Genomic DNA, 22,774 nt, shown 5'->3' with positions numbered 1-22,774 from the left:
GGTGTTGTTTTTAGGCCTCAGATTCGAGAAGTCTAGAATTAGCAGCTAAAAAGTGTCTTTGTGATGGAGTCAAAACAATCTGTTTTTCTCCACCATGAATCTCACTATGATAAACACTTCTTTTTGTAGGTTTATATAAAACTTTTGCATTGACTTCATGGCAAATGCCAGCTGTGATTGCAACAATTTTACCAATAAAGAACTTTTTCATTTCTAATACAACATTTTCATCCAAACGGAAATTTCCACGTTCTACAGATACACCTTTCTTATCAAGAAAGACTGCAGATGAAATATGATTTTCATCTTTCCAAAACATATGACTAACTTCGGGAGGATAAACAGCTCTATACAAGGATTCATTATCACTAAAGTTTTTATTCATAAAAATCCTCCACTAAAGCATTTAATGCAAAAGAAGAGCATGGAATTGTACCTGTTATTTCTTTTCCAGATTTATCTACTTTATAATACGACAATTCTTTTCCTTTCGTAATCTGTAATTCAAGATATGAATCATTTTCCCCATCGTATTCAATTTGGATTGAGTCATTAGCTGTTGGAAAAATCTGTGGTTGTTTATCAAGATTGATAATAAGTGATTTTGTTTTTTTTACAATTTTACCAGAAATACTTTTTGCATGGTTTCCATTCCAGTTTCTTTTAAGTGATTTTATTTCATCAAGTTTCAACATATTATTTTTAAGCTCTGGAGAAAATTCTTTTTCAACAGTCTCACCACGAAGTTTTTCTATTAGAATCTGACGAGCAGGCTTTCCTGTAAGATAAGATTCATTTTTTATTACTGTTTGAATTTCATAGGGAATTGTTAGAAAAAGCATTATTACCTCACAAACAAAATTTAGAAAAAAGAAATTTGATAGTCAAGATATCATTTTTCTATTGAGTCTTCATACGGAATGACAGGCTCATTAAAAGTTATACAATAATGCAGACAAGTATCATCGTATTTAGTTCCTTTATATACATCTGCAATTTCTACACGAACATCTTCAGCTTCGGTAATAAAAGATATGTCTACGGTCTGAGGATGTGGAGTATCGAGAACATCAAGGATTTGTGATTTTCCTGATTTTAGGCCTGTTACTTTGATTTTCTTTATACGATTATTTTGCTTGTAAAGATATGGTTTATTGTAGGAAATATAGCCATTCATTAACAAAATATACGAATAAATAACTCCCCAACTATTAACTAATGTAAAACCTTCACCTTTACCATCTCCTTGTACAGCTTCTACCCATGGAGAATCAATAGCTAACTCACATAAATTGGTAACTGGATAATCTACATTCTTTTCCTTCAAGTATGAAGAACAATCTTTATAGATCTGAACCTTTTCACTTATCAAAGACTCTGTACAAGACGATTCTTTATCAAACCCTTTTGTTGTGGTAAGCAGAATTATATTATCATATCCATTTATTTTTGTTTTTCCAGAAAGAAAAAGAATTTTATTATCTGTTATTAGATCATTCTTTTCATTATAAATATAATCCTTTGTATACTCTTTAGGAAAGGAATTATTTAATTGAATGAAAGGCATTTGAGATATATGAGTAATCTTAAAAATATCTTGGACATTTTCTTTATCATCATCTAAAGGTACATACATTATATTCTTATCTGCGATGTCTATCCTAGCTAAGCCTGAATATACTGTAAAACGATACTCTCCATTCAAGGTATAATTCTGTCCATACAATAAGCTTCCGACAACTAGAAAAATCACATTAAAAATCTTTTTTTTCATTTTTCACATCCTCAATATTTGAAATTGACTTGATAATTACTGTAATTGATTCTGGATTTTCAACACTATCCAATAAGAATTCCATCATTTCATCATGATGCTCTTGCCCCCCTTCTCCAATTATACAGCCAGCACTTTCGGGTGTTTTATTATCTGTATAAATAGCACTATCTTTTTTCTGATTTGCATGAAAATAACGGTCTCCTATATTCACAGTATCTCTTTGTTGCTTTGTAAGACTTTTATCACTAGTAGCCAGTGCAAGAACATTTTTATAATTTTTTGAATCATAAGTACCATCATCCTGTTTAATCAGATTCTTTGAAGTTAAATAATAAACACCATCAGGCGTTGTAGTATTAAAGTTTTCTTTATAATACTTATCTCTACAGTTTGCCCCAACAACATCTGTATAATACTCAGAATTCCCATACGCATCAGTCTTTTTTATAATTCGAATAGAATTAAATTCATTTCCTAATCCATCATCGTTACGCAATATAGTTACAGTTGTCCGCTTATAATCATTGATTGATTTTTGACCATTTGCGGTATAATAGAAGAATCCATCAGGATCTATAAAATTTACCGGATCTCCATTACAATAAGCAAACCAGTTACTTCCGTCGCGGATTGGGTCGGGGGTGGTGAAGCGGGAGGTTTGGGGCTGATAGTCGCGGTAGCCGTAGTTGTAGAGGCTGGCGGTGGAGTCGTGCTGCTTGCTGAGGTAACCGAAATCTGCGGAGGCGGTGAAATTACCCTGGATAAGATTACCAAAGACATCGTAAGTGTATTGAGATTTTGAATCCCCGTAAGAGTCTGTGATGCAGGAGATGCTGCCTAGAAGATCAGTTGAAAAATATTCGCTTCCGAAATCTGTGGTTACCTGTGCGCCGAGACTTCCATTTGCAGAAAAGAAAAGTCTCTCTCCCCGGTAACGAGAGTTTACGGTTTTATCTGCACTTTCATCTAAATACAGATACCGGTTTCCATCGTGCAAATCATTATCACTGATAAAACGGTAACGATCGCCTGTTGGTCTGCCTGTTTTTTCAAACTTAATACCGCTTTCTTTTGAGTCGGTAAAGACTCCGTTTTCAAAAACAGGACTCTGCTTTATCACATCAAAAGTAAGTCCATCATAAAGAGTTCCGACTGCAACCTGATCTTTATCCTTTACACTAACACGACGTCCAAATGCATCATAGGCAAAAATTGTCTGAACATATTCTTTTTTAGATTTATCTGCTACCTCGCAGAAAATCATTCTGCTTTGGGAGTTATACGCATATCTGACAGTTTTTTCTTTACTTTCTTCCTTAATAAGATTGCCAAGGGAATCATATGAATATGTAATAAAAGCTTGTCCATTTGAACCGCTTGTCAGCAGGCAGTTTTCTTTGTCATAAGTGTATTCAATTTTTCCATATGGAATTTGTTTTTCCACACGGTTTCCGTTTTTATCGTACTTATATGATTCTTTTAATAAAATATGCAGGGAAGGCAGATGATAAGAAAGTCCATATTGCATTGAATTTAGCAGCTGACTGAAGATTGATTTTTCTTCGCTGCTAATAAATCGATTTTCTCTGGAAGCAGTACCTGTTATAAGTCCGTTAATTTCCGCTTCTTTTTTTTGACAATCTTCCAAATCCTGTGTATATGGATAATAAACAGTTTCAAGTCGACCTGTTTTGTTATATTCATAGAAGGTTATTCTGCATTGATTATCAACAGTCGCCATACGTTTTCCATCTTCAGCGTAAGCATAGCCCTCTCCCCAGAGCAGATCACCTCGTGCCGATTTCTGCATTTTTACAGTGACACGGCCTGCTTTATCATAAAGAGTTTCTTCGTATGTTCCGTTTCCGAATCTTCTCAATACTTCCCTTCCGTTTTTATCGTATTCTAATTTTATACTTATACGCTGCTTATTGTCAAAAATTTCTTTTATTTCATTATTTTTTCCATATACATATTTTGTTTCCATATTTGTACTGGATAACTTTATTCTATTTCCGGCCTGATCATAATCAAAACTAATTTCTTCATCTGTACTTAATTCTTTCTGATAAACAAGTCTACCCCCCTGATCATATCGGTAGATGCTTTTACCATAGCAATTTTCGGATTCCAGAATATTTCCAAGCATATCGTAAACGAAGCGATTTTCACTACCATCGTCATAATATATTGTATAGATAGTTCTATCGCCTGACCAGTTGATTGTTATGGTAGAGCCGTCGAAAGTCTGTTTTGATTTTAGTTTTCCGTCATCGTCATAAAAATAATTCTGTTCCAGAGAGTTACGGTTTCTCTCATTAGTAAGCCTTCCGAAATCATCATAGTTATAGATATAGTTTTCACCCCTTCCATCTTTTACAATGACTGTCCTTGAGTTTGCTGAGTAGGTGTAAGATTCTAAAACTTCACCACCGCAGAGAATTCGGGTAACGCGTCCCGCCTTATCGTATTCATACGATTTCTCAACGTCAGCACGGTTACGTTCTTTTATCAGACGACCTGCTTTATCATAAGACGCTTCGTAAACAATTCCATAAGAGTCTGTTACGCTAACAGGCAAACCCATATAATTGTAATGATATTTTATTTCGGCTCCATCTGCTAATATCTGTCTGCTCACCTGCCCCAGTGCATTATATTCGTATGAGCTTTTGTTTCCATATCCATCATAAGATTCAATAAGTTGATTCTGTGCATCATATACTAACGAACGTTCGTTTGTATTATCGTTTATTTGCTTTATAATATTTCCAAAAGCATCCAGTTCATAAACAGTTTTGTATTTTCCGCCTTCAGTTACAGTAACACTTCTTCCATCTTCTGAATAATCAAATTGTACATAATAAACTGCCCCCGACACAGACTGACTTTCACCAACAACCTGTCTCTCAAGTCTGTCAAAATCATCATACTGATACCAGACTTTGCATACATCCCCCTTCTCAGATTCAAGCCGGCCCCGAAAATCATAAGTGTAATAAACTGTTTTTCCATAACGGTCAGTCTGTACCTTTTTACTTCCATCTGGAAAATATTCCACACTAAGCGCTGCCTTATTCTTTTCACCCGCCTGTGAATTCAGACCATTATTTCCCCAGACATATTCATACCAGCCACCATAGGAAGACTGCTCACCACTAAGGCGTCCTGCCCTGGTATAAGACTTTTGACACACTTCGCCGATGCCGTCTGTAACCTTTATAAGATTACCATAACTGTCGTATTCAAACAGATTCTGGATTCCAAGAGCATCTGTAACTGTGAGTTTCTTTCGGTTGTGGGAGTCATGTGAATAATTTATCTTCTGGATATAAATATTAGCGTGTTTAGCGGTGCTCTCGATACCTGCGCTTTGCACGGACTCAACCACCGTAAGGTCTGTTGCAGTTTTAAATAATTTGTATTCGCTTATCTGCCCGTTTTTATATTCGTAGACTTTTATCCAGCTTTCTTCACCATGCATTATTTCTGAGTGCAGTTTTCCTTCCTGAGTATACGAATATGAGCGAACAAGTTCTTCTGTCTCACCGTCTCCGATATAAAATCTGACAGGAAGATGGCGTCTGTCATATTCAAGACGAGTCTCGTGAACTACACCCGTAACAGAGTCTTTCTGTGTTATCTTCACAAGGTCTTTTCGTCCATTTGTAAAGTAAACAGATTCCAAGCCATTATATTTCTTCTGAATAATTTTATGTTTGTCATATTCATATTCCGTCAAAGTTTTTCCAGAAACTTTTATTTCAGTAACTCGATTTTGTTCATCATATTCATATTCTTTTTTTACTCCACCGCAATTTTCAACACGAACATTTCCAAAATCATCATATTCATAATCTGTAACAACAGGATTTCCGCTGTAAATTGTCTGCCTTATTACCTGCCCCTTTAAATCGTAGCTGCGACTGTAAACAGTCTCCCCTCCCCTGCGATATTCAATCTCATTTCCCTTTTCATCGCGGAGACATTCTTCCTGAACTCCGTCTCTGTCTGTATATGACGTTACAAGTCCAAAAGTGTCGTAAGTCCAGTATTCGCGGCTACCATCTTCGTATGAAGCCCAAATCAGATTTCCCCGACCATCATAACCGTAGCGTACAAGGTTTCCATTTTCACTTATACTGACTGGATTTGAATCATCTGCATATTCATATTTAATCACACTACCATCCGGACACTCTTCCCTTACTGTTCTGTGTCTGTCATCATACCAGTAAGAAGTTTTGTTTCCGTCATGATCTATGTAAATTGTATGTCTGCTGCTTATATTATATTCAAAATATTCACTGAAACCTTCTTCATTTGTAGTAGCGGTTGCAAGAATTTTTCCATCAGAAGTCTGCTCATTATACGAAAAACTTACACTGCTGCCGTCACACTTATTCAAGGCCGTAAGTCTACCGCCTTCGTTATATTCCATACTGACAGTATCGCCATCTATGTCCGTTACAGAAACCAGCCGTTTTCCGTTGTAAGTATATTCTGATTTCTGATTCGGCGAGCGAATATTTACAACTTTGCTTATAAATCCATTCTTATACTCAAAATTAAAATGTTCACCATAAGAACTTTCTGCACTTTCAATCTGCTCACTTTCATCACGATGAATAACAAGATTGTTTCCATTTCTATCTGTAATTTTTACAAGAAAACCAAGACTATCAAAATCTTTTACATGCCCGTCAGCTTCATAAAGTCGTAGGCCGTTACCATAAGGCATACATTTTATATAATTGTTTTCTGAAGAACTGCTCCACCCTGTTTTATCTTTATTTTCATAAAGAATATGAGGAAAACCTTCTGCATCAATCACAATGACTGTATTAAGACCGGTTTCTTCAAAGGCCTTTTCCATGCCGGAGAACATTGCCTTTGCATTACGCTTTTTACGCACCTTTATTTCTTCTATCTTTTTTCTGAATTCTTCCAGTGCCTTTACAGCCGCATCATAACGGTTTCTCAAGTCTGCAATTACTGCAAGGTTTCCATCCACACTGTTCTTTGCTGCTTCCAGTCTGCCCTTCTTACTGCTTATTTTACTACGGACAGTTTTAGCATTGCTTATTGCATTTGATATCTGTTTTTTTTCTGTATCGATTGCTACACTTGGCTCAAGAGTTGTAAGCCTTGTAACAATTCCATCTGCATCACTGTAGTTACTGGCACAGCTTGAGATTCTTGAATCAAGTTCTGTCTTTGCTGAATAAATACTGCTTACTCCGTAAATTTCCGCATACTTTGCTTCGAGGTGAGATATACCATTCAATATACTCTGGCAGTAATCAACAAGCTTCTGTTCTATATCTGCCACATTCGCATCAATTCCAAGGATTATCCTTTCATCAAGATTTGTTTTCCAGCCATAGCCGAAGCTGGATACAATTTTATTATCTGATTCATACTGCCTTTTCAGCTCAAACGATACTCCATTTCCGCATGAAAAATCTGTTTCCGTCTGTTCATAGTAACCGCTGCTTATTCTCACAGGATCACCCTTTTTTTCAGAATTTTTCTTATCTTTTTTGTCATTTACTTCGACAAGATTTTTCTGCTGTTCTTTTTCACCCTCTGCTTCTTCTTCAGCTATTTCTTGCTGATTAGCATTTATTCCCGCTACAGTTTCATTTGTTTCGCCAGACGCATCTCCGGCATCACCAACCTCACCGTCACTCTTTTCTACCGCAGCAGTTTTTCCTTCTTCGCTATCAATATCATTTTTATAAGATGGAGGAGGTGGTGGCGGCGGCGGATCCTCTTCTTTGCTGCTTTCCGGAAGAAACTCTCCTGGCACCATTGCCTCCGAATAAAGAGCGAAGTTGAATAATAAAAATATGGAAAGTATAGAAATAAATATCTTTTTCATTTATGTTTCCTCCCTTAAAAAATCGTATAAAATAATTTATCAAGTAGGCTTCCTGAATCTCCGGAAAGGCTTGGCACCCACCATCTGCTCTCTTTTATGAATGCACACTGATCTGTTTTGTTTTCATTCCTGACATAATCTTCCGAATGCCTTACAGCCATAATATTTGCAGAATCCAGCGGAATAAAATGAAGACTTATACCTGTCGCGGATATATCACTTGCAACAGTTGAAAGTCTTACCGCCGCTGCTGAGAGCAAAGTATTTTCACTGGAAGTATAAAGACCTGCCATTGCCCTTATGTCAAGAAACATATCGCAGGGATACTGAGTGTAACTGTATGATTTTGATGCGAATAGAGAGTCCAGAATTTGTCTTCTGTCATTTTCATTCTGAATGCTTAGCGAAAGTTCCTTACAAAAGTTTTCAAATAAAGCCATAAGCTCTGATACCTTTTTATTTTCAAAAACAGAAGCTGCTGCTCTTGAACTTTTGCTCATGGCAAAAGCAATACTATTGGAAGAATAATCTCCTTCTGAAAGCATTTCAAAAAAACTTTTATAATCCCATCCGTTATTCGGACTAACTCCAGGACAACCTACTGTAAACTCTGCGCAATCTTTAAGTTCATAAATATTTTCAATAACACCTCCGAAACAGGTGTCAAAGCCAATTACATCAAGCCCCTGATTCCGAACAGCATTTCCAAGTTCCTTCACACTCATATAGGATTTACTTCTGTCATCGATTGCAAATGCCTTCCAGCCGCCACCGTGCCCCCAGATTATAAGAGCATATTTTTCAGACTTGTATTTAGACTTTCCAAACTCTATAAACTTTTGAAGAACAGAAGAATTTGACATATCCAGCTCTGTTGCTTCAGAAGAAGACAAATCTAAAGCAGGACATTCAAGTCTTCTGGAATTAATTGAGCTGCTTCCACCATCATCATGAAGTACTTCGTAAAGTCTGGTATCAGTCCAGTTTCCACAAGTTTCATCGTAACCTTCGGAACGGTCGAGTAAAACCAGAACATTTACTTCCTGAATAAGCGTCTTTTCAATTTCTTTCAAGTTTGCCAGAGCATAACTTTCGAGATCATTATCTGCTGCCATATAAATCATAAGAGTCATTTTTTTATTTCCCTTCTGATCTGTAATCAGGACCGGATCATCACTAAAAGAACAAGCAGAGAAAAAACACATAAGACAGAGTATAAAGACCAGGAATGTATGTTTATTATTTTTCTTATCTGAATGCGACAAGCCCATAAGGATCCTCCCATACACTTCCATCCTGATATTCGATTTTTGAAAGATAAAGATAATCAACTATCAGATATTCAGAAGGAATTGAATTCATAAAGTTGTCCAGACTCATACAAAAAGAGCAATCCTCTCCTGCAGATATATCTTTTTCTATTTGAGCTGATATTTTGCTCCGGCACTCAAAAGCCGGCTCTCCATCTTTATCAAATAAAAAGAAAACTACAGTAAGGCTTTTGATTTCTTTTTCACTTTTATTTAATAGAAAAAAATCGACACCACAAATTGAATAATCAGCTGAACTTTCTTCCATTACAAAATCACCTGTCATTACATAAGGTATTTTTTCAAGAGAATATGTTTTACAACCAGTTCCAAAAAGAATCAGAAACATCATGAAAAGCAAAATTCGATATATTTTTCTTCTTACAATTTTCATTTCAACATCTCCTCAAGTTTATTTGTAAAATCCATAAAAAATGAATCATTTGGAAAATTACTCTTTCTCAAATTTTTGAATATTGATACTCTGTTGTCTTTATCTTCTGATAAAAGAAACTGATAAAACTTTATGTAAAGTTCTTCTCTGGAATCTTTCTCGCAGTTAATTTTAGCGATTAAAGACTCAGCTTCTTTTATCTGTCCCATTCCAATAAGTTCCTCTGCCCTTAAAATTGCAGACTTATAACTTCTCGTTTGAAGACAAATAATTCTTGTCCGATCTTCAAAAGAATATAAAACGGGATCTATACTTAAATAATTATTTTTAGAGCCGGAGAGCAGGTAGTCACCAGATGGAACACCATAAATTACAAAGAGCCCACTTTCATTTGTTTTTACAGGACCGGGATTTTTTGCAGGAACTTTTTTATCAGAAACCTTACAATAGACAATAAAATCTTTTACCGGTTTATTATTTTCATCAATTATTATTCCACACAAATCACCCTGCCCCTCAAAATGAGGTTTTGACGCACATGATAATAAAAAGAAAATAAAAGCGCCTGTGAAAAACAGACACAACTTACCAATGTTTAATTTCATAAATCCTCCTTAAGAATTGCATTTACAGTTTTTATTTTTCCTTCTTCTGTTTTGAAAAAAAGACTGGCCGTATTATCCGGTCTTCGTATTTCTCCAATTTTTTTATCTTTTTCTTTCTGCTCTTTATAAGAAAACTCATTTTCCTTCTCCTGCTTTGTTTGTAAAGGAACTGTTTTTTTACTTTCTTCAATGAATAATTTCAGATATTCAGATATGGAATTAAGATTTATATAAACCATATCAGCAGGAAATAAAGATGAATCTTCTTCTATTGAAAAGCCAATTAAAATTTTATCTTCTTCTGTCTGTTGAATTTTTACGCTGGAAATCATTCGGAAGTCTTTTGAAATAAGCAGAGCACTTTCATTTAGAATTCTGTGTATCAGATTTTCTTTTTGAGTACTGCAAAGAAATTCAATATGATAGGGAGGAGCTTTTTCATTAAGCAGAACAGCTTCATTTTCAGAAATTATTTTCCTTAGCAATTGATTAAAATCTGCGTTAGGCATTTTGTCATTATTAATTGAAACAATCTGATTTTCTGAATCATGTCCCCCGATTTTCTCTACCACAGAGATTTCCATAACAGGAAGTCCGTTTGAATAACTTACAGCTCCGCCAGAATATCCGCTTAAATTTTCCGGAAAAACCCCTTTAAGAGATGCCGTAACAGTTTCAAACCAATTGCCTTTTTTTTCTTCCAGTCTCCATTCGTATCTGCTTATTTTTCCATCAACCTGATTTACATCTGAAAAAAATGTTTTTGAAAAAGGGGTTAGCATTTCCTTTTCCTTAATTTCTCCTTCTGAAGAATCACTAAGAGAAATTAAGGAATCATTTTCTGTCTTTTCGGCAATTTTCTGCCCCTTAATCTTTCCAGCAATAGCCCCGGAAAGTCCAAGACACAAACAGAAAAAAAAGGTCCAGAAAGTCAGTTTCCATTTTCTTTCAACAAAAAATCTGCGCCTGTGTTTTAAATTTTCCAGATAAAAACCAAGACCCGGAAAAGTCCTGCGGCTTTCATATTCTGCAAGCTTGTATTTATTCATTACATAAACCTCTTCTGTCAGCCCCTTTCTGGTAACTTTCTTTACAAAGGAATCAAAAGCAAATTCATCAGAAAAACAGGGATGCCTTTTTTCAAGTTCTGAACAAATAAAATGATTGTATTTTTTTCCCGTTAAACTTATAAAAGGAATTACAAGTTCATACTTCTCAAAATCAGTTTTCTTTATCACATTGCTTTTTTGCATAAACTTCACCACTCCCATAAGGACCTTTCCAGTTCCCATAAAAAAGTCCATTGTCTTCATCTTCTAAATAAATCCAGTTAATATCAGTTAAATTCCACATACTGCAGCAAACCTGCTTCCATTCATCCAGATTTTCAAAACCCTTACCTTCACAGGAATTGCAAAAACTTCTGGAAATAAAAATTAATGAATCAGTTTTTTTACAAAGTTTTTCTATTCTCCTGTCAATTTCCCTGGTTTCAAAAAAGCCGGTGCTGAACAAAGAAGCAGATAAAGCAAGCAGAGAAGCATAACAGATGATATGGACCAGTCTCATTTTTTTGCTTCCTGATTTTTAACTTCCAGCGCATACACTGCATTTGAATATTTTTTTTCATATAATTGCAGTTTTGTTTTTCTGGATGAAAGGATTTTCGCCGACAAAATCATTAACGAAACCAGACAAATACAAACGGCCCCAACCAGAACTTTATTTCCATGAGCAGATGTCATCTGAATCTCCTTTTTCGCCAAAGCCTTCTTTTCCATCTGGTCCGTATGAGATAAGTACAAAGGGCAGTTTCTCAGGAACCTCTGACGGCATAATGGAACTTTCAGAGCTGAGATACTTATAATCGGTTCCCCACGGATCATTGCCGGGCTCACGGTCAAGGTATGGTCCATCCCAGTTTTCCGGAATCGGATATAAAACTGGTTTTTCCCATAAAGCATTGAGTCCCTGTTCGCTTGTTGGAAAGCGTCCGCAGTCAAGGAAGTAAGTTTGCAGTGCGCTGCTGTACTGCTCAATCTGTGTTTTTGCAGCAGTCTTTCGCGCGGCGGAAATAACTTTTGATGCCGAGAATACACTCCCTGCCGTAAGCAAGGCTCCGATCGCAATGACAGCCACAGTTTCGACATAGGTAAAACCTTCCGCTTCCTTTCGTTTTTTGTTACCATAACAAATCCTCCTGATTTTTTTTGGCTTATTCATATTTCCCCCTTATAGTTTTTTGATTTATATAAATCCAATTTCATTTATCAGTGGCATAAAAAAAGTAATCATGATGGAAAGAATGAATAGACCTGTAATCACAATAAAAACAGGTTCCATTAAGGAAAAACAAATCATCCTTTTTTTATCTTTTTCTAATTTCAAATATGCAGCGATTTTTCCGAACAAATCATTTTTACTGCCACCAAGATCTGCATAATAAAAAGCTTCAGAAAGCTGTGCCCCGACTTTATTTCTGCAACTAAAAGCCCTTTGTAAATCCATCCCATAAGAAAGATTTACTCTTGCATTTTCAAAAAGTTTTCCAGTTTTTGTTGAAGGTCCTGCAATCTGAATAGCACAGCCTACTGCCTCAGAAAGCTCAACTCCATGAGTCACAAGAAAATCAACAGCCGAAAAAGCTTCATAAAGAGTGTTTTCACTTAATATCTTTATAACTGCCAGATACATAAAAATACTGATGAAAATTAAAGCTGATACATATTTTGCTAAAAGCCAGAGATCTGCAGTACTTGTATAAAGGCCTATAAAGATGCTTGCTGTAACTGCCAGAATAATTACAAAAAAAGGATAAACAGATGCTTCTGCAATCTTCTTTCTGCATTCTTTTTCACGCTCGATTTTTTCTTTTAAATACGAAAGTGCAGTTTTTAAATCTCCATTTTTTTCAGCAATACTTATAAATGAAACATAAACATCATCAAAGTTAATTTCACTGCAACTTTTTAATGCATTTGAAAAATATGAACCATTCTCAAGTGCAGAATAAATATACCCTGCTGTTCTGCTGACGGCATTTTTCCTGGGTTTTGAACTCATTATCAAAAGGCTTTTTGAAAGATTAATTCCCTGAATAACAAAAAGCTCATATAACATCTTTGTGAATTCCAGCATTTTCACGCCTCCTGTTATAAAATGGAAGTTGCTTTCTATGCTTAAGTTCAACAATTGTTTCCTTCAGTATTTCGCTGTAATTTGTATAATGCTCCAAAAGACTTTCTATCTGATCTCCAGACAGGGCTTTAAATGCTTTTTCACCGAATGAATCATCTGCAAGAGCAACATCAGCATAAAGACGCATTTTTCCACCCATTGGATTCAGATTTTGACAGATAACTCCCTTAAGCACCTGACTCAAGAGTCTTTTATCAACTCCCAGGTTTTCCAGACGAAAGAAAGCCTCCGAAGCAGATCCGCAGTGCAGGGTTGCTAACACCAGATGTCCGGTCAAAGAGGCTCTTAATGCAGCAGCTGCACTTTCTTCATCACGAATCTCCCCTATCATAATTACATCCGGATCCTGACGAAAAATATGATTCAAGGCATCTGTAAAACTGTTATCATCATCAATTTTTATTTGAGTTACACCAGGAATAACATATTCAGGAGGATCTTCCAGACTTAAAATTTTCATACTACCGTTAGTTAGTTTACTCATTTCAACCAGCATTGCCGCAGCAGTTGTAGATTTACCAGCCCCGGTAGGTCCGCACACCAGAAGAAGACCATTTGCGAGAGAACACAAACCCTTATTTCCTCCGATTTTTTCCAGCTGAAGATTATTAAATCCGAGTTCTCCAAGTGCCAGCGGAATCCTTGAAGTATCAAGAATTCTCATAACAAGAGACTCAACAGAAGATATAAGGCCACTGGATTTTTCCCTGACCTCACCTATTGCGGACATAGTAGAAACCCGTATAAAAAATGGATTCTTATTTCCGTATACGAAATTACCATCCTGACATTTTTTCTTTTCAATTACATTTAATCCGGCAAGAAGTTTTATTCTCTGAATCAATTCCCTGCTTTTTTCGCTTTGAAGTTCCATCAGCTTTACCAGGCCGCCATTGACCCTCAGTTTGACACTGGCATTTTCTATATGAATATCACTTGCCTTTCGCAGCCGGGCTTCATTTAATATAGAATCAAGCAAAAGAACAGCTGCAGCCTCACGTTCAGTCTGTGCGGATTCAACTTTATCAGATCTACTATTTTTTTCAGAATCAGCCTTATAAAGAGAAAGAATACAGTTTTTTATTTGAGCCCTGCTTGCTTTCTCAAAATCAATTTTTATAAGCCGCCTGTATACTTCAGGGCAATCCTTAAAACGCCTTATATTCCATACATGATTTTCAAAAGCCCTGGAAAGTCTTCCACAAAGCAAAGAATCATTTTTATTTTCAATAAGAAATTTTATATATGCTCCATCCTGCTCCAGAACCGCAGCCCCATTAAACAGACAATAAGCTGGAGTAAGCGTAAAATCATATTTACTCTTCATACAAAACCTCCTCTTTTTCATAATGCGAATACAAATTCCATAAACCTTCTTCAAGCCGTTTGTAATCTTCATTACTACACGTGCTGCTTATTTCTTCAGCCTTTTCTCCCTGAACATGAGGCACCAGATAAATCACCATCTGCATTTTTTCTTCTGTTTTATTTTTTGATTTGAAGAGATTTCCAAGCACCGGAATTTTCGAAATTAAGGGACTTCTTTTTTCCTGTTCACTATGAGCAGTTTGAACAAGCCCGCTCAAAACAAGAGGCTCACCGCTTTTCCCCCTGACTTCTGTTGTAACAATTTTTTCAGATGTAGGAGGGGGATTACCTGTTGAAGCAGAAGTATCATTCCCCTGACGGGAAACAGAGGCCGTTACCTTGCTGGTTATCATCCCGTCCCCGCTTACCCAGCCCAAAACATCAAGCTTAATTCCCGAAGCGATTTCCCTGGTAACCCCGGAATATACAGGCTTTCCGGTTTCAGGATCAACATTGTTATCTCTGTAGCGATAGGTATTTGTATTTTGAAAATGAATCTCCCTGCCAGAAATACCGTGCAAAGTTGTATCTGCATAAACCCTGGTTTTACTCTCTTCAATAGATGCCTGTAAATCTGCTGCAAAGGTCAAACCAAAAGAGCTGACAACATTCAGATTGAGTCCCATCACAGAGCCCAGAATGGCAGACACTTCATTCCGGTCTCCCAAAGCCAGTCTCTTTACCCCGAATGAGGATGCCCAGTCATTTTGCAAAGTTTCGTCATACTGCAAAATCAAGAGATCGTAACTTAAACGGATTTCAGGTCTGTCGCATATTTCAATCTGCTGACAAAGATTTTTGTAAGCATCCTCAGTTCCTCTGAAATAAAGACGTGAAGAATCATCTGCCACAAAAAGAGCAGTTCTGTCAACAGAAGGAGGCAAATGTTCAAGAAATTCTGAAGGTTTAAGATACTTAAGATTCACAATATAAACAGACTGTTTTATGTCTGCTTCGCAAATTAAATCCTCAACCACAGAAGCTTCCTTCTCACTTGCAAAACACAAAAATGAATACTCATCAGGAAGTAAAATAGTTTCCAGCTTACCCAGTCTCTTAAAAATGAAGGTTAAAAAATCCTGAGACTTTGTAAAACACAGGGTGAATTTACGCCAGCTTCGTTTTCCACTCACAAGCTCATTTCGAACCTGTGCATTTTCAAAGATGTAATAGATTCCGTTTTCAACAAGAAAATCAAATCCACACTGAGCGCAAAGAATCTCCAGAGTATCTTCGAAATCCGAACCGACAAAAACAGACCTCTGCAGTTTACACTGCGCATCAGACAGCAGACAAAATTCTTTTCCCGCCTTATGTCCCAGATTATCCAGAACAGCCGACAATCTGCAATCTTCCACATCCACAGAAAAACAACCACTCTCCAGAACTTCGATTTTTACCATTCCCGAAAAACTTTCACCACGAAGGTTATTAAAATCACTCCCTTTCTGCAGATAATTATTTTTCACAAAATGATATCCAGTCGCATCCTGCTCAAAGTTAATACCACCAAACCTTTTCGCCAGACACTCCACCAGAGCTGCTTCACTAACACCTCTGAAACAAACCGAAATTTTCTGCGCCGGCAGAGACTCATATGTCACCACCTTATTCATCACACCAGACAGTTTTTCCACAATCTGCACCGGAAGCAAATCATAAGCCTCAAGAAAATACAAACCATTTTCTACAGACACACTACACCTGCTCACAGTCCAAACACTGCCTTCGCGCTTCACAAACAATCTGTTAGTTTTCAAAAAAGCCTCAAAAGCCAGATCAAAGTTCCCGCCTGCAAACTTCAAATCACCCTTACCACTGACAGTGTCATCGGGCACAATCGAAATCCCAGTGTCCACCGACACCGCAAACAAAATATCCTTAATCTCACAATCCGAAAAATCCCAGCTGTACACCGCCCCCTGCGCCACCGCAAAATGACAGAAAACCAGTGCACCCCCGAGAATCATCAGAGCCCTCTTGATTTGCTTTTTCACTCCCATAACCGTCCGTCTCAAGATCTTTAACCTCCACCTATAAAGTAGATTTGATATGTCATTTTTGACAAAATTTTGGAAAAAAATTTAAAAAAAAGTGCAAATTTCTTTGAAAAAGCCCCCGCACTTGAATGCTCTAAAAAAATGCAGTAAAATATAAACATCTTTTAATTCAGGAGGCGCCTTTATGGACGGTGGATCGAGTTACCCCATACGTTTTCTAATCAATAAAATCAGCCTCCTGACTCAGCACTTCTAAAAATATTTACCCGCGCAAAAGTCATAGAGGCCTCAAAAGTATGAGAGGTTAATCATGATTACATATTGGCAGCAGATTGACGGCCAGTTTACAAAGACCAAAAAAGAAGAAATAAACTCAAAGCTTCCGCTCTGGGTAGATGCCCGCAGTGTTACGAGAGATGAAACAACCTTTCTTCAGGAAGAATATCAGATAGAACAGGACCACATTCTCGACATTCTCGACCCGGATGAGCTTTCGCGTATCGAAGACGGCGACTCGGGCTACATTCTTACAATTGTACGAGTTCCTTTTTATGACCCGTCCGCAGAAACTCCATATTTCACAGGACCGGTTGGTATTCTCATCAAGGGAAAAACCATCATCACCATCTGCTGGACAGACTGCGAAGTACTCAAGGACTTTGGTTCAAACCGAGTACGAAATGTAAGACTAAACGACTTCCCTTCATTCATCGTACAGATTATCAACCGGGCAAACTTAAACTTCCTCCGTTACCTTAAGGAAATAAACCGCCGTTCTACCAGCATTCAGAATGAAATGAGACTTGAGGTTGAAAACAAAGAAATTATCCTCATGCTGGGACTCGAAAAATCTCTGGTTTACTTTACTACTTCACTTAAAAGTAATTCTCTTCTCCTTATGAAAATGAAGAGTACCCGTCTTATTAAGTTTGATGAAGATGACCTTGATTTTGTTGAAGGCGTTACAATTGATAACAGACAGGCTATTGAAATGGCCGACACTTACGCAAACATTCTCTTTGGCGTAATGGATGCTTACTCTTCGGTTATCTCAAACAACCTGAACGTTGTAATGAAAAAGCTTGCAATCATCAACCTGGTAATGATGGCGCCAACCTTTGTAACAAGCTTCTTTGGAATGAACTTTAAACTGCCGTTTGATGATTTGCCGGGCTACGTGCCGGTTCTCATTGCAACTATAATCTGTCTTGTTTCAGTTTTCCTCTGCAGCTGGATGCTCAATTTTAACCGTGAAACTGTAGGCGCCATCCGTAAGGCAAAAAAAATGAACCGCAAGCAGCAACGCACGGTCCGCGCAGAGACAAAGAAATTACATAAGTTAGAGAAGAAGCTTAAATAATGTGGTTTCGATACACCGCTTCGCGGCACTCAACCACCGGTGGTTGAGTAGCCCGCAGGGCGTATCGAAACCACTTATCGTGCACTGCAGCAGATTCTAAAGCCCATATAGTTGTAGCATTCGTTAGGATCGTAGCTGTAGCGGTCGCCGGCATAGAGGAACATTGTGTACTCGCTCCAGCTGCCGCCGCGGCTAACGCGTTCAAAGCCAACCTTAGGTCCATGCGGATTATCAGAGGTATAATCTTCAAACCAGTCCCAGCAGAACTCAATTACATTTCCGCTCATATCGTAAAGGCCTGCAGCGTTTGCATTACCGCTGGCCGGGTAAGTTTGTTCTCCAGGTTCAAAAGGAAGACCGGCAGTTCCAACGTTATGTGAGCTGTCCGAATTCTCACTGGTCCAGGCATAGAGTAAACCTTCTTCGGCATCATCAGAAACCTGACCACTCACTAAGTCGCCGCGCTGAAAGCCCACGCGTGTCTTTCTGGCTGCATACTCCCATTCTGCCTCACTAGGCAAACGGTAGCCGTTACCTTCCCAGTCGCACTCACACAAATCGCAGGCCGCTGTGTCGGCAGAATCGCGGATTACTTCTCCGTTGTATGTATAACATGGAGTTCTCCCGCGCAGCTCACTCAAAGCGTTACACCAGACCACCGCATCATACCAGTTAATCATAGTAACCGGCTGCGCATAATTATCGTCCGTAGGAGCAGCACCACGTTTGCCGTTAGAACCGCCCTGTCCTGGGTTTGCAAAATTGTAACCGATTTTTTCAGCCTTAAGGCGAACCGAATGCCAGAGGGTATAAGTTGTTTCGAATTTATTTATTGAAAAAGGAGCAAGCTCACGTTCGGCAGTATAGGCCTGAGTGTCTTCTCCTATTGTGTAGGTAAGATTATTTCTAAAGGTAACAAGGCTGATGTGTGAAAAAGAAGAAGACTGTGCAAAACCGCCTGCCATCATCAAAATTGAGGATAAAACAAAAATCGCTTTTTTACAGTTCTTTCTCACCATCGCCTCCTTCCGTCTTGCTCCTCGCAATGACTTATAATTTACACAACTCTGTATTCTTTACCTTCCAGCCCTCGCCGTCTTTTTCTACTTCCAGCCAGGCATAAGTTCCGGCCTCACCAAGGCTGCCGGGGTTAATCACTACAGTGTCACCAATTTTTTCAATATTTGTACCTTCGTGAATATGACCGCAAACTACAGCAAGCGGCTTATTCTCTTTAATGAAGTCTGTAAACTTCTGGCTTCCCGCATGATGTTCGCCGTCAAAAGAGTCAATCTTTTCTCCAACCGGAGGATTATGACTAACAAGAATCAGACTCTTCCACAGGCTGCCATCCCCGCTCTGCTCTACAGAGTTTTTTACAATATCAAAATCTGCAAGGCATTCATCTTCCTCGCGCTCAAACTCAGTTTTACCGGTAAACTTTGTTCCGCCGCCGCTTCCCGCAAATGCAAGTCCTTCATGGAACACAAGTGCCTTTTCTACGCTGATGTCGGCATCTTCCAGATCTTCAAGAAAATCTTCGTTATCGCAGTTACCAAGAACGGCAAAAATTGAATCGTGCTTTTTGCAGAGTCTCTCAAGGGCTTCCTTACCAGTTTCAGGTTTAAAACATTCAGCAAAGTCGCCGCCAAAAACTACGGCATCAGCCTGCTTGAAAATCTCGTCCATTTTATCCAGCACATCGTTGTGTGCATGTAAGTCACTAATTACTAAAAGTTTCATAATTTTAGTCTCCTGGTGATTTCGATACGATGCTGCGCATCACTCAATCACCGTAATTATTCAGTTTATCTGGTGGTTGAGTAGGCTGTAAGCCGTATCGAAACCACATTGTTATATTATCTTGTTAAAACAGTTTTTCAGTTCTTCCATCTGCTCAGCAGTTCCAACTGTGATTCTCACAAAATCTTCAATTCCCGGTGTGTTAAAGTGTCTTATCAAAAGGCCCTGAGCCTTTACTTTCTGATACAATTCATCCCCAGCAATAGACGGATGTTTTGCAAACAAAAAGTTTGTCTGGCTCTTTAATACGTAAAACCCTTTATCGCGCAAAAAGTTATAAAAATCATCACGGGTCTGGACAACCTTTCTTGAAGTCTCCACATAATAAGCCACATCTCTGCAGGCAGCAGTTCCACTCACCTGTGCTACTGCATCAAGCGGAAAATGATTTACGCTGTTCTTTACAGTTGTAACAATATTTACCAGCTCCGGATTCGCAACAATGTAACCGAGTCTCTGCCCCGCGCCGCAAAGGCTCTTAGAGAAGGTTCTTACAATCACAAGATTCTTAAACTCAGCTAAGAGAGGAATGCAGGACTCGCCGCCAAAATCAACATAAGCTTCGTCCACAATAAAAATCTCGTCTGGGCTAGACTTTTTAATCATCTGGCGCACTTCATCTCGAGTCAAACCAAGCGAGGTTGGTGCATTAGGATTTGCAAAAATTATTCCGCCACCGTTACGGCCGGCACGAGTCAGCATTTCATCAACATCAAGCGACCAGTCTTCCTTAAGCGGAACCTGATCCATTGGAATATTATAGTAGCCTGCATATACCGGATAAAAACTGTAGGTAAACTGAGGCATTACAAATTTTTTAGAAGAATCAAAAAAGGCATAGAAAACAAAAGACAAAACCTCGTCACTTCCGTTTCCTGTGTAAATCATATCAGGAGTTACTGTGAATGGGATTTTATCTTCCGGGGCAGGCTGTACCTCGCCACCCTGAACCTGTGCACGGCAGAGAACTCCGCCGCACTTATTGAGCATATCTGCAATTGCTGCATGAAGCTCGAGTGAATCCGGGTCAGGATATAAACCAAGTTTTTCTGGATTATTTTTTACGAAATCCAGTACGGCCTCCTGCACTTTTGGAGAAGGCGCGTATGGATTTTCATTAGCATTAAGCTTTATATAGACACGATCCTTAGGCTGTTCGCCCGGAACGTATGGATGTAGATTTTTTACACGACTTGAAGTTATCATACATCCATTTTAACCCTTTATCGGGTTTATTTCAATTCCAACGCTTCTTTAATAACGTAACTACTTTATATTAACCTCACCAACATTTGCAGAGAGCTTAATTCTCTTGCCAGTACTGCCTGATGAATTGTAGTTACGCTTGTACTTTTTACCGTCTACGCGAACTTCACCTACATCTGTTGAAGCAGAAATTGAATATTCATCTATGCTGTAAACCGGGGCAATAGAAATTTCGCCGACATTAGAATTAACTTCAAGTTTATCAAAGCTTACATCACGAACAGAAACTTCACCAACATTTGTCTGGATATCAATCCTTTCTGCAAAAAGATTTCTGAGCTTTATATCACCAACATTGGAATCAATAACAATATCAGAAAGCTTAGTGCCACTGGGAAGTGTAATAACAATTCTGCAGTTATTATTTCCACCTTTAAAGCCGTTCTTCTGTCTTCCCTGCTTAATTACAAGAGTATCGTTTTCCACAGAAACATTTGGTCGCAGCCAGTCTCTTGTAAAGGTACTGTCAAAATAAAATTTATCCCCTTCTTCAACTCTAATCTCCATAACACTTCCATCAATTCTGATTGCAGAGAACTTATCCAGACTCTGATTGATAGAGAAATTACTTTCTTTATTTCCATCATTGTCAGAATGCCAATGCCATTTAAAATTAACTTCAGGTTCATCCTCTCCAAGACTAATGACAGAATTATTGAAAAGGTTAAATCCCCTGCCAACATTCCTGATTGTCCCGATAATTATACAAAATACAGTAATAACACAAAGAATGATTAATAATACAGTTTTTTTCATTTTACTCACCTCTAGTCTTCATAAATTCTTTCTACGTTCTTTCCAGTTTCTTTTTCAAAAGCTTTTTCATTTCTCTTTGCTCCATCATTTACTGTATAGAGAGCTCTGATGATTGTGTTCACAGCAGCAGCGATTGGCCAGATAAGCCATGTGATTTCCCAGCGGAAAGTAAGGAAGCTTACACACAGATAGATACATGTAACTACAGCCCAGTAAGCACTCATTATTGCACGCACCTTTTTGTTTTGAATCTTTTCAATAGACTTCTTTTCATCCATTTCAAAGTCAATCTGATTATTAATATTCAAAAGTCTGTGGTAAGTTTTCTTTATCTGCTTTGCATAGACCATCATAAATACTCCGCTTCCTACAAAAATAAAGAGCAATGCACCGCCAAGCTCATCCATAAACCTTCCGCCAAGTTCATCAAAAATTACTGCAGGAATAAAACAGAGGATACACAACAAAACACCAACAGAAGAAAGCACGCTGTAAGTAGGTGTAAAATCTCTGATTTTATTTTTCAGATAATCAATAGAAACTGCATCTATACTGCATGGTTCACTCTTGATATAACGCCACTGTTCAAGGGCACTTGAGCTAAAGCATATAAGAACAACGCCTAATCCAATTGCAACAAACATAAGAACTACGCCAATAATATCATTAATATGCATTGCATCTGTAAGAATAGGGAATATTACACAGTTGATGCACAAAAAGATTCCTGCTGCTCTCAATAAAATTACACGTTTTTTTGCTGTAATATATTCTGTGATTTCTTCAAAAGAAAGCTTTCTGCGGCTTATTTCCGGATTTTTTGTCTGATGCAGAATATCCTGAATGCCAAGATCATCAGCTAAATCTTCAAGGTTTCCAAAATTCTGAATAACCTCTCCAACAGCCTCATTTTCTGTTTTACCACTGCGAATAAGCTCGGTATATTTGTCTTCCATCATCTGAAGAAGCTCTGACTTTGCCTTCATTACTTTATCTGTAAGCGGTAAGCCCCGGAACATTGATTCCAGATAATTCTTAATTGTTTCCATTACT

Annotated in this window: 19 protein-coding genes; 1 reads left to right on the top strand and 18 read right to left on the bottom strand. The window is 37.9% G+C overall.

Annotated features, from left to right (window positions below; all coding sequences use genetic code 11):
* Window positions 1–10 precede the first annotated feature (10 nt).
* The 13 genes from G626_RS0101995 to G626_RS0101930 all read right to left on the bottom strand — a co-directional run bounded on the left by G626_RS0101995 (window position 11) and on the right by G626_RS0101930 (window position 16,506).
* On the bottom strand, window positions 11–385 hold the full coding sequence (locus G626_RS0101995; protein WP_022931119.1) for a hypothetical protein: 375 nt from the start codon (window positions 383–385) through the stop codon (window positions 11–13).
* Complete coding sequence (locus tag G626_RS0101990; protein ID WP_022931118.1) at window positions 378–842, bottom strand: hypothetical protein; 465 nt, start codon at window positions 840–842, stop codon at window positions 378–380. The genes G626_RS0101995 and G626_RS0101990 overlap by 8 nt, the downstream gene beginning before the upstream one ends.
* Window positions 843–892: 50 nt before the next feature.
* Complete coding sequence (locus tag G626_RS18245) at window positions 893–1,774, bottom strand: NADase-type glycan-binding domain-containing protein (protein WP_022931117.1); 882 nt, start codon at window positions 1,772–1,774, stop codon at window positions 893–895.
* Entirely contained in the window at window positions 1,755–7,661 is a 5,907-nt protein-coding gene (locus tag G626_RS0101980; protein ID WP_022931116.1) for an RHS repeat-associated core domain-containing protein, read from the bottom strand. The genes G626_RS18245 and G626_RS0101980 overlap by 20 nt, the downstream gene beginning before the upstream one ends.
* Window positions 7,662–7,675: 14 nt before the next feature.
* Window positions 7,676–8,932 (bottom strand): clostripain-related cysteine peptidase, encoded by a 1,257-nt coding sequence (locus G626_RS0101975; RefSeq protein WP_022931115.1) that lies wholly within the window; start codon window positions 8,930–8,932, stop codon window positions 7,676–7,678.
* Window positions 8,910–9,365 carry a hypothetical protein gene (locus G626_RS0101970; RefSeq protein ID WP_022931114.1) on the bottom strand — a complete coding sequence of 152 codons (456 nt, stop codon included), beginning with the start codon at window positions 9,363–9,365 and terminating at the stop codon, window positions 8,910–8,912. Before G626_RS0101970 ends, G626_RS0101975 begins: the two co-directional genes overlap by 23 nt.
* Window positions 9,362–9,970, bottom strand: coding sequence for a carboxypeptidase-like regulatory domain-containing protein (locus tag G626_RS0101965; protein WP_022931113.1), 609 nt, complete (start codon window positions 9,968–9,970; stop codon window positions 9,362–9,364). The genes G626_RS0101970 and G626_RS0101965 overlap by 4 nt, the downstream gene beginning before the upstream one ends.
* Complete coding sequence (locus tag G626_RS0101960) at window positions 9,967–11,223, bottom strand: hypothetical protein (RefSeq protein WP_022931112.1); 1,257 nt, start codon at window positions 11,221–11,223, stop codon at window positions 9,967–9,969. Before G626_RS0101960 ends, G626_RS0101965 begins: the two co-directional genes overlap by 4 nt.
* The gene (locus tag G626_RS0101955; RefSeq protein ID WP_022931111.1) at window positions 11,192–11,539 is read right to left on the bottom strand and encodes a hypothetical protein; all 348 of its coding nucleotides are present in this window, start codon (window positions 11,537–11,539) and stop codon (window positions 11,192–11,194) included. The genes G626_RS0101960 and G626_RS0101955 overlap by 32 nt, the downstream gene beginning before the upstream one ends.
* A gap of 153 nt (window positions 11,540–11,692) precedes the next feature.
* Window positions 11,693–12,193 (bottom strand): type II secretion system major pseudopilin GspG, encoded by a 501-nt coding sequence (gene gspG, locus G626_RS0101945; RefSeq protein WP_022931109.1) that lies wholly within the window; start codon window positions 12,191–12,193, stop codon window positions 11,693–11,695.
* Between the two features lie 24 nt (window positions 12,194–12,217).
* Complete coding sequence (locus G626_RS0101940) at window positions 12,218–13,108, bottom strand: type II secretion system F family protein (protein WP_022931108.1); 891 nt, start codon at window positions 13,106–13,108, stop codon at window positions 12,218–12,220.
* Window positions 13,080–14,495 (bottom strand): GspE/PulE family protein, encoded by a 1,416-nt coding sequence (locus tag G626_RS17135; protein ID WP_022931107.1) that lies wholly within the window; start codon window positions 14,493–14,495, stop codon window positions 13,080–13,082. The genes G626_RS0101940 and G626_RS17135 overlap by 29 nt, the downstream gene beginning before the upstream one ends.
* On the bottom strand, window positions 14,485–16,506 hold the full coding sequence (locus G626_RS0101930) for a hypothetical protein (protein WP_027726927.1): 2,022 nt from the start codon (window positions 16,504–16,506) through the stop codon (window positions 14,485–14,487). The genes G626_RS17135 and G626_RS0101930 overlap by 11 nt, the downstream gene beginning before the upstream one ends.
* A gap of 340 nt (window positions 16,507–16,846) precedes the next feature.
* On the opposite strand from G626_RS0101930, the gene G626_RS0101925 reads away from it, so the two are divergent.
* Window positions 16,847–17,896, top strand: coding sequence for a magnesium transporter CorA family protein (locus tag G626_RS0101925; protein ID WP_022931105.1), 1,050 nt, complete (start codon window positions 16,847–16,849; stop codon window positions 17,894–17,896).
* A 74-nt stretch (window positions 17,897–17,970) separates the two neighbouring features.
* Here G626_RS0101925 and G626_RS0101920 read toward each other — a convergent pair whose 3' ends face one another.
* The 5 genes from G626_RS0101920 to G626_RS15035 form a co-directional block, all read right to left on the bottom strand.
* Entirely contained in the window at window positions 17,971–18,912 is a 942-nt protein-coding gene (locus tag G626_RS0101920; RefSeq protein ID WP_022931104.1) for a formylglycine-generating enzyme family protein, read from the bottom strand.
* A gap of 34 nt (window positions 18,913–18,946) precedes the next feature.
* Window positions 18,947–19,639, bottom strand: coding sequence for a metallophosphoesterase family protein (locus G626_RS0101915; RefSeq protein WP_022931103.1), 693 nt, complete (start codon window positions 19,637–19,639; stop codon window positions 18,947–18,949).
* A gap of 111 nt (window positions 19,640–19,750) precedes the next feature.
* On the bottom strand, window positions 19,751–20,905 hold the full coding sequence (locus G626_RS0101910; protein WP_022931102.1) for a pyridoxal phosphate-dependent aminotransferase: 1,155 nt from the start codon (window positions 20,903–20,905) through the stop codon (window positions 19,751–19,753).
* Between the two features lie 60 nt (window positions 20,906–20,965).
* Window positions 20,966–21,721 (bottom strand): DUF4097 family beta strand repeat-containing protein, encoded by a 756-nt coding sequence (locus G626_RS0101905; protein ID WP_022931101.1) that lies wholly within the window; start codon window positions 21,719–21,721, stop codon window positions 20,966–20,968.
* Window positions 21,722–21,732: 11 nt separating this feature from the next.
* Window positions 21,733–22,770, bottom strand: coding sequence for a permease prefix domain 1-containing protein (locus tag G626_RS15035; protein WP_022931100.1), 1,038 nt, complete (start codon window positions 22,768–22,770; stop codon window positions 21,733–21,735).
* Between the last annotated feature and the right edge of the window lie 4 nt (window positions 22,771–22,774).

It is taken from the genome of Treponema bryantii NK4A124 (genome assembly GCF_000421345.1).
GTDB lineage: Bacteria > Spirochaetota > Spirochaetia > Treponematales > Treponemataceae > Treponema_D > Treponema_D bryantii_B.
The sequence above is the reverse complement of the archived record's forward strand: the minus strand, read 5'-3'. Positions and strand labels throughout refer to the sequence as shown.